The organism is Otariodibacter sp., from assembly GCF_029256985.1.
Lineage (GTDB): Bacteria > Pseudomonadota > Gammaproteobacteria > Enterobacterales > Pasteurellaceae > Otariodibacter.
The window spans coordinates 1-8,694 of sequence record NZ_JARIDQ010000013.1 but is presented as its reverse complement, the minus strand read 5'-3'; the positions used below and the strand labels follow the sequence as shown (position 1 = coordinate 8,694).

8 protein-coding genes are annotated in these 8,694 nt (G+C 36.5%); 4 read left to right on the top strand and 4 right to left on the bottom strand.

The window, feature by feature from the left end:
* Positions 1–14 precede the first annotated feature (14 nt).
* Positions 15–131, top strand: a complete 117-nt coding sequence (locus tag Q1J40_RS01470; protein ID WP_301098265.1) for a hypothetical protein — start codon at positions 15–17, stop codon at positions 129–131.
* Between the two features lie 205 nt (positions 132–336).
* On the opposite strand, the gene Q1J40_RS01465 is transcribed toward Q1J40_RS01470, so the two are convergent.
* The 3 genes from Q1J40_RS01465 to Q1J40_RS01455 all read right to left on the bottom strand — a co-directional run bounded on the left by Q1J40_RS01465 (position 337) and on the right by Q1J40_RS01455 (position 4,647).
* Entirely contained in the window at positions 337–864 is a 528-nt protein-coding gene (locus tag Q1J40_RS01465; protein ID WP_301098264.1) for a hypothetical protein, read from the bottom strand.
* Between the two features lie 233 nt (positions 865–1,097).
* A complete protein-coding gene (purT, locus tag Q1J40_RS01460; RefSeq protein ID WP_301098263.1) occupies positions 1,098–2,279 on the bottom strand; it encodes a formate-dependent phosphoribosylglycinamide formyltransferase in 1,182 nt (393 codons plus the stop codon).
* A 40-nt stretch (positions 2,280–2,319) separates the two neighbouring features.
* The gene (locus Q1J40_RS01455) at positions 2,320–4,647 is read right to left on the bottom strand and encodes a Tex family protein (protein ID WP_301098262.1); all 2,328 of its coding nucleotides are present in this window, start codon (positions 4,645–4,647) and stop codon (positions 2,320–2,322) included.
* 264 nt (positions 4,648–4,911) lie between these two features.
* On the opposite strand from Q1J40_RS01455, the gene Q1J40_RS01450 reads away from it, so the two are divergent.
* On the top strand, positions 4,912–5,301 hold the full coding sequence (locus tag Q1J40_RS01450; protein WP_301098261.1) for a DoxX family protein: 390 nt from the start codon (positions 4,912–4,914) through the stop codon (positions 5,299–5,301).
* A gap of 57 nt (positions 5,302–5,358) precedes the next feature.
* Here Q1J40_RS01450 and Q1J40_RS01445 read toward each other — a convergent pair whose 3' ends face one another.
* Entirely contained in the window at positions 5,359–6,270 is a 912-nt protein-coding gene (locus Q1J40_RS01445; RefSeq protein WP_301098260.1) for a DMT family transporter, read from the bottom strand.
* 54 nt (positions 6,271–6,324) lie between these two features.
* On the opposite strand from Q1J40_RS01445, the gene Q1J40_RS01440 reads away from it, so the two are divergent.
* On the top strand, positions 6,325–7,512 hold the full coding sequence (locus tag Q1J40_RS01440; RefSeq protein ID WP_301098259.1) for a BaiN/RdsA family NAD(P)/FAD-dependent oxidoreductase: 1,188 nt from the start codon (positions 6,325–6,327) through the stop codon (positions 7,510–7,512).
* A 97-nt stretch (positions 7,513–7,609) separates the two neighbouring features.
* The coding region (recN, locus tag Q1J40_RS01435) for a DNA repair protein RecN (RefSeq protein WP_301098258.1) at positions 7,610–8,694 on the top strand (1,085 nt) is incomplete at its 3' end.

Genomic DNA, 8,694 nt, shown 5'->3' with positions numbered 1-8,694 from the left:
TAGTAGGCGATATTTTGTCGAAAAAAGGCGATATAGAAGCCGCTAGAAGTGCCTATGAACAAGCTAAAGCAAATGAAAATACTTCAGAACAAGATAGAGTGTTGCTAGATCTGCGTTTGAATAATTTATAAATTTATAAGCAGATGAGAACTTAAGCCCTAGAGATATTCCTAGGGCTTGTTCTTTTTGGGAATATGATAGTGGTTGTTGATTTTTCTATTATTGTAATTGCCTTAAAGGATTCGTATTATTGGTAACGTCTTTAGCTGATATTCTTATAAATAAGCTGATTATTTAAAATTTAGAGAACTTAATTTTAAGGTATTAAAAATAAAATTATTTGTGGAGCTGCTCTATTGCATACATTGTTATAAGGATAAACAAATCTTTCTTAGTTAAATTCTCATCTGAGAATTTCATTATTATTGGATCGATATCATCAGGATTAAGTTGTACTCCATAATCATCAATGGTTTTATTTTTTTCTGCTTGTATATTTTTGATAATTTCGATAGAGCCTTCGATGTGTTTTGAGGGTATTGTTTCGTTTTGATGAGCAAAGATATTTCTAATAGTATTAATCTTTTGTATAAGATTAAATAACTTATTGTCCAGTCCTAATGCTAGAGCCATTTTTACCTTAGCATCAAAGCTAATAAAGAAGCGATTCTTATCGTTATTTTTAGACTTATTACCAAATAGATTTTCTTGATTGCAAATAGCACAGATTCTTAATTCTAAGGTTCTTTCTAGAAGTAAGTGAAGTCTTAATACTGTTCCAATCAAATCATCAGATTGAACGGCTTTGAATATTTTGGGGTATTCATTCAATGGCGATGATTTAAATAGTATATCGTAGTTCATGTAAACCTCATGGTGGCAAAAATAGAGTAATCTATTCAAAAAATAACAATTATTATAAAAAAAGTCCAAGTGATATATTAACCCTTCTGAGCCAATAGCGTAAGATTGTATCAAAATATTAAACGATATAAAGAAACTCGATACTGAGAATTATTTTTCTGGGATAAGGTTATTTATATTCAAAATATAGCCACCTTAGAAATAATCCAAGGTGGCTATTCTATATGAGATAACTAGAGATTAACCTCTAATTTATCATAAGCACGTCTTGCTTTTTCCAATGCTTTATCCGTATTTTCATCACGGGCAAGGATCACACCTAAACGGCGGTGTCCATTAACTTCTCCTTTACCAAATAAGCGAATGTTGGTATTTGGTTCAGCTAATACTTGCTCTAAGTTACCAAAAGAAACTTGGGTTGATTGTCCTTCAACCACGATTGCTTTTGATGCAGATGGGCTAATCAAATTAATTTCAGGGATTGGTAAGCCTAAAATTGCGCGTGCGTGTAACGCAAATTCAGAGAGTTCTTGTGAAATTAAAGTTACCATACCTGTATCGTGTGGACGAGGAGAAACTTCATTGAAAATGACTTCATCGCCACAAATAAACAATTCAACGCCGAAAATACCATGACCACCTAATGCCGTTGTAATTTTTTCTGCCACTTCTTGTGCTTTTTGCAGAGCGACATCTGACATTGCTTGTGGCTGCCAAGATTCACGATAGTCACCGTCAATTTGAACGTGTCCGATTGGTGCAAGGAACGATGTGCCATTGATATGGCGTACTGTTAAAAGCGAAATTTCATAATCAAATTTAATAAAGCCTTCAACGATCACTCGGCCACCGCCAGCACGTCCGCCTTGTTGAGCATAATCCCACGCTTTTTGAACATCAGCTTCTGATTTAATAACACTTTGACCGTGACCCGACGAAGACATAATCGGCTTAACCACACAAGGAATACCAATATCATTGACGGCTTGTTTAAAGTCTTCGAGATTATCAACAAAACGATAAGGTGAGGTTTTTAAGCCTAACTCTTCTGCTGCTAGGCGGCGAATCCCTTCTCTATTCATTGTTAATTTAGTCGCTTTTGCCGTTGGGATAACGTTATAGCCTTCTTGCTCTAATTCGACCAATGTATCCGTTGCGATAGCTTCAACTTCTGGCACGATAAAATCAGGCTTTTCTTTTTCCACTAGTTCTCTAAGTGCTTTGCCATCTAGCATTGAGATAGTATAAGCACGGTGAGCAACTTGTTGAGCAGGTGCGTTTTCGTATCTATCAACAGCGATCACTTCTACACCTAAGCGTTGAAGTTCAATTACGACTTCTTTGCCTAATTCACCAGAGCCTAACATCATCACTTTGGTTGCTTTTGCAGTAAGAGGAGTGCCAAGTGTTGTCATTTTTTGTTCCTTTTGATTGAAATAAAATGTGAGTAACAGGTTATTTTTTCCAGCCTTTTAATGCATCGGCAAAGGCATTATTGCTAAAATTATTTCCAGAATGATTACGATTTTGATGTGACAAGCGGTCAGATCTTTCGCCTTTTTTACGATTTTGATTTGTTTCATTCTGATTTTTTTCAACAGGCTTATCGTCCAAACGCATGGTTAATCCAATACGTTTACGTGGAATATCAACTTCTAACACTTTGACTTTTACCACATCGCCAGTTTTGACCACTTTATGCGGATCGTCCACGAAACTGTTTGATAACATTGAAATATGTACTAATCCGTCTTGATGAACGCCAATATCTACGAATGCGCCAAAATTGGTTACGTTAGTAATAGTCCCTTCTAAAATCATTCCAGATTTAAGGTCTTTGATATCCTCAACTCCGTCCATAAAAGTAGCTGTTTTAAATTCACCACGTGGATCGCGTCCCGGTTTTTCTAATTCTTTGAAAATATCATTCACTGTTGGTAAGCCAAATTGTTCATCAACAAATTGTTTTGCATCAAGGCTATGAATTTTTGTCGCATTACCCATTAAATCGTGTAGGGTAGATGCGGTTGCTTGGAGGATTTTTTCAACAACTGGATATGCTTCAGGGTGAACACTTGAGGCATCTAATGGGTTTTTCCCGTCAATAATTCGCATAAAGCCCGCACATTGTTCAAAAGCTTTTGGCCCAAGTCGAGCAACTTTTTTCAATTCAGCACGTGTTGAAAAACGACCATTTTCATCACGATAAGCCACAATATTTTGTGCTAATGTTTTTGTCATTCCTGCAACACGAGCAAGTAGTGGAGCAGAGGCAGTATTCAAGTTTACCCCAACGGCATTTACACAGTCTTCTACCACCGCATCAAGTTTGCGAGCTAATTGAGTTTGATTAACATCGTGTTGATATTGCCCAACGCCAATCGCTTTCGGCTCAATTTTCACTAATTCAGCGAGGGGATCTTGTAAGCGACGAGCAATAGAAACCGCACCACGCAGAGATACATCTAAATCTGGAAATTCATTGGCTGCCAGTTCAGATGCAGAATAAACCGATGCGCCCGCTTCGCTTACTACAACGGTTTGCGGTTTCCAATCACTTACTTGTTTTATAATGTCTTTGGCAAAACGTTCTGTTTCACGAGAGGCTGTGCCATTACCAATAGCGATCAAATCAACGTTGTATTTTTTACCTAAGCTGTAGAGGATTTGTCCTGCTTTGATTGGATCGTTGGTGTGAGGGTAAATCGTTGCGGTATCTAATAATTTACCTGTGTTATCCACTACTGCAACTTTTACCCCTGTGCGTAAACCGGGGTCTAAGCCTATGGTATTTCTTGCGCCTGCTGGTGCTGCCATCAGTAGAGCAGATAAATTACGAGCAAATACGTCAATGGCTTCATCTTCTGCTTTTTCTCTTAATGCGCCCATTAATTCTGTTTCAAGGTGGAGGGAGGCTTTGATTTTCCACGTCCAAGCGATTACTTGTGCTCTCCACTGATCAGCGGGTTGTTGGCGGAGTTGCACACCTAAATGCTCACGAATAATTTCTTCGCAATAACTTGAACGACTTCCTTCTTCAGCATCAGGATCAGCATTGAGACTTAACGATAAAATGCCTTCATTCCGTCCTCGGAACATCGCTAACGCACGATGAGAAGGCACATTTTTTAACAGTTCAGTATGGGCGAAATAATCGCTGAATTTAACACCTTCAGTTTCTTTGCCTTCGATAACTTTTGATTCAAGAGTGGCATTAGCGGTCAGATACTGACGTAATTTTGCAAGTAATTCAGCATCTTCAGCAAAACGTTCCATTAAGATATATCTTGCACCATCAAGGGCTGATTTTGTATCGGCAATGCCTTTATCTGCATCAATATAATTTTCTGCAACGGATTCTGGCACTTGACTTGGATCTTGCCATAAACTATCTGCTAATGGTTCTAAGCCCGCTTCAATCGCAATTTGTCCACGAGTACGGCGTTTCGGTTTATAAGGAAGATAAAGATCTTCTAATTCTGTTTTACTTTCGGTTTGTTCGATTTTGGCACGAAGATCGTTGGTCAATTTTCCCTGTTCTTCAATGGATTTGAGAATGGTTTGGCGACGATCATTGAGTTCTCGCAAGTAGATTAAACGAGTTTCAAAATGACGGAGTTGAGTATCATCAAGCCCACCTGTTACTTCTTTACGATAACGTGCAATAAAAGGAATAGTATTGCCTTCATCAAGCAATGTGATGGCAGCAAAAATTTGTTCGGATTTGACTGAAAGTTCAGTTGCAATGATTTGACTAATTTGTTGGGTCAGTGTATTTGTCATTTGTCTTCCTTGAAGAAAAGATATAAATTAGTATGAATATTTAAGAGTAATATTATCATGAAAGCTCTGATTATTTGATGGTAGTGTAGAGTGAATTTTAGGTTGAATTAATATTATTTACTTTTGGTAAATTATATTTTTCTATTTTCTATCTTTTTCTTGTATTAGTAGATTGTTATCATACTCACAGTTATCGATTGGTAGCTCACTTAAATATTCGCTAAGTAGAGTATTACATTAATTTATATTTTAAAGGAAACTTAAATGAACTCATTAGATAAATTCACTCCCTACGCACTTGCAGCATTAAGAATTATAGCAGCGTATGTTTTTTTCATCCACGGTACTGATAAAGTATTTGGTTTTCCACAATTATTTGGTGCGCAACCCTTAGGTTCTTTATTCGGTATTGCAGGTATTATGGAAGTAATCGGTGGTGCATTAATTATCTTAGGATTATTTACTCGTCCAGTAGCTTTTATTTTATCTGGTCAAATGGCGGTAGCTTACTTCTATCAACACGTAGGAATGAATGGAAATTTACTTTTCCCTATCTTAAATGGCGGTGAGCCACCAGTATTATATACATTCATCTTCTTACTTCTTGTATTTGCTGGTCCTGGTGCTTGGGCATTAGATAACAAAAGAAAATAATCATTAAATAATAGATTAATCTGGAGCCATCTTGCTAAAAAGTAAGATGGCTTTTTGCTATTTGAGAGAAAGAGGGAAAAGTCGTAGTGCAATGCTTGCTCCTACAATAACTACTACGGCAGAAATAATTTGAGTGACTAAAATGGTTTCACCTAGTAAAAAATACGCAATAACAGCTGTTGAGATAGGTAAAATTAACTCTAACACTTGGTAAGTTACAATTCCTTGTTTTTGAATGACACTAAAGGTTAGAACCATTCCCGTACCAATTCCATATAGTCCAACTAAAATTAAACTAAACAATAACCAAGAAGGAATAGCGTTGAGTTGCCCAATATTACCTGATTGTTGGCTGACAATAAGACTAATAATCCCTGCTGTAAGTGATGTAAAACAGCTTAAAACAAAAGTATTTAATTTATTATTTGCAAACTTAACAATGAGGTTTTGAATATTTCGAATGGTAATAGAAAGTAGCAAGAAAAATGCGCCAAGGAAAAATGAATCACCAACAGAAATCGTATTGCCAGCCCAAATAAAACTGAGTGATCCTGCTAATGTCAGTATGCATCCAATCCAAAATTGCTTACTTTTCAGTTTTTCACGTTCGTCTTGGAAAAATATACCAGCAAATAGAATCCCAAATGGCATGGAAATTACCCCAAAAATTGCTGCTGTAATGGCATTTGTGGTGAACACGCCTTTTAGATAAAAATACATATTCGCCGTCATCATAATTCCAACGGATAATGCTAACGTAAGTAATTTAGGCGTAGTGAGTATTCGTTTAAATTGTTGTCGATATTTGAACAATACAAAAATTAGTAAAGCAATACCTCCAGCAGTAAATCGCACACCATTATTATTTAGTGCATCAAGATGTATGCTGAAATAGCGTAACAGGACAATATTTAAGCCAATCGCAAAAATATAAAACAAATTGATGGTAAAGGGATTCAGATTTTTCATCAGAAAAAAGATAAAATGATGAGATAGCTAATTTTAGCTAAAAAAGGATAAAAAATGAAACAGTATGATGTGGTGGTAATTGGAGCTGGTGCGGCAGGATTATTTTGTGCAGCACAGTTGGGGCAAAATGGAAAGTCGGTCGTTGTATTAGATAACGGCAAAAAGATCGGACGAAAAATTTTAATGTCCGGCGGTGGTTTTTGTAATTTCACTAATTTAGAGGTTACACCGAATCACTACCTTAGCCAAAATCCTCATTTTGTGAAATCAGCTCTATCACGTTATACCCAATGGGATTTTATTTCGTTAGTGGCAACCTACAGGATTAGTTATCACGAAAAGGAATTAGGACAATTGTTTTGTGATGAAAGCTCACAACAGATTGTTGATTTATTACAAGCTGAATGTGAGAAAGGAAAGGTCGATATTCAACTCAGACAAGCGGTCACTTCCGTTGAAAAAATTGCAAATTTATTTCATATTCAGACCGCTTGTGGAGGCTATCAAACTGAAAATCTTGTTATTGCAACAGGTGGACTTTCAATGTCGGGGCTAGGTGCAAGTCCATTTGGATATAAGATTGCCGAGCAGTTTGGTTTACCTATTGTGCCTGTGCGAGCCAGTTTAGTGCCTTTTACTTGGAAAGAGAGCGATAAACCTTTTGCTTCACTTTCTGGAATTGCCTTACCCGTTCGAGTAACGAGTCAAAATCAAAGTTTCTATAATCAAATGCTGTTTACTCATAGAGGGGTATCAGGGCCTGCCATTTTACAAATCTCAAATTATTGGGAAATGGGGAAAACGGTCGAAATTGATTTATTACCGACAGAATCTATCCTAACTATTTTAGATGAACTTCGTCGATCTTCGCCAAAATTAATGCTAAAAACAGTGTTAAATCGTTATCTTCCTAAAAAATTAGTGGAACTATGGTTTGAGCAAAAACAACTGAAAGATAAGATTATTGCGGAGTTAAGTAAATCAGAATTGAATTTTCTTGAGCAATTTATTCATCATTGGCATTTTTTACCAAATGGTACAGAGGGCTATCGCACCGCAGAAGTGACAATGGGCGGAGTGGATACGCATCATATTTCATCTAAAACAATGGAAGTGAATGAGGTAAAAGGCTTATATTTTATTGGCGAAGTGCTAGATGTAACAGGCTGGCTTGGCGGCTATAATTTCCAATGGGCTTGGTCGTCTGCTTTTGCTTGTGCAACGGGGATTTTAGCTAAGTAAGCGGTTGGATTTTAAAAAAATTTAGCAAAACATATTTACTGTTTAAATAAACAGTTATACTATATATCCATACAGTTATTTGTATGGGTATTATTTTATGCTAACACAACTTACGATTAATAATTTTGCCATAGTGCGTCATTTAACCCTTGATTTGAATGAGGGGATGTCCGTTATTACAGGGGAAACAGGGGCAGGGAAATCAATTGGGATTGATGCACTTGGCTTATGTTTAGGTTATCGTTCCGAAAGCAGTATGATTCGCAATGGAGCAGATAAAGCGGATATTTCTGCTACTTTTACTATGCAACCTAATAGCCCTGCTTATTTATGGTTAAAAGAACAGGAGTTGTTAGATGAAGATAATCCTTACGAATGTATTTTACGGCGTATGATTAATGTTGAAGGGCGTTCCAAAGCTTTCGTTAATAATCGTCCTTTGCCTGTTTCACAATTAAGAGAATTAGGGCAATACCTTATCCACCTTAACGGACAACACGCTCCGCAATTATTGCTAAAAAATGATTACCAATTAGAGTTAGTTGATAATTATGCAAATCTTTATGCGTTGCAAACTAAAATGGCAGAAAAATATTCAGCTTGGAAGAAATTACATAAGCAAGTTAAAAATTTCCGTCAGCAATGTGAGGAAAATGAAGCAAAAAAACAATTGCTACAATATCAAGTTGAAGAATTAAATGAATTTGCCATTAAAGAAGGTGAATTTGAACAACTTGAAGAGGATCAATCTCGTTTAGCTAATTCAGAACAATTAACCGAGCTTTCTCAATCGGTGCTTAATCAGCTTTCCGATAATGACCTGAATGTGGATGCTATGTTGTATCGAGCGATTCGAGATTTAGAAACCTTAGTTGATATTGATGAGCAATACCAACCTGCTCTAGATATGCTGAATGAGGCATTGATTCAAGTGCAAGAAGCAAGTTCAGAAGTAAGTCATTTAGCTGATAATATTGAGCAAAACCCTGAATTATTAAATGAATTAGATAGCCGAATTAGCAAAGCCATTCAATTAGCTCGGAAACACCAAGTATCAGCAAACAGCCTATGGCAACATCATCAGACCCTTCAACAAGAATTAGAGAGTTTATTATCTTTTGAGGAAAATGAAGAACAGCTTATCGAAGATGAAAAACAGGCTTATCAAGATTGTGTAGAATT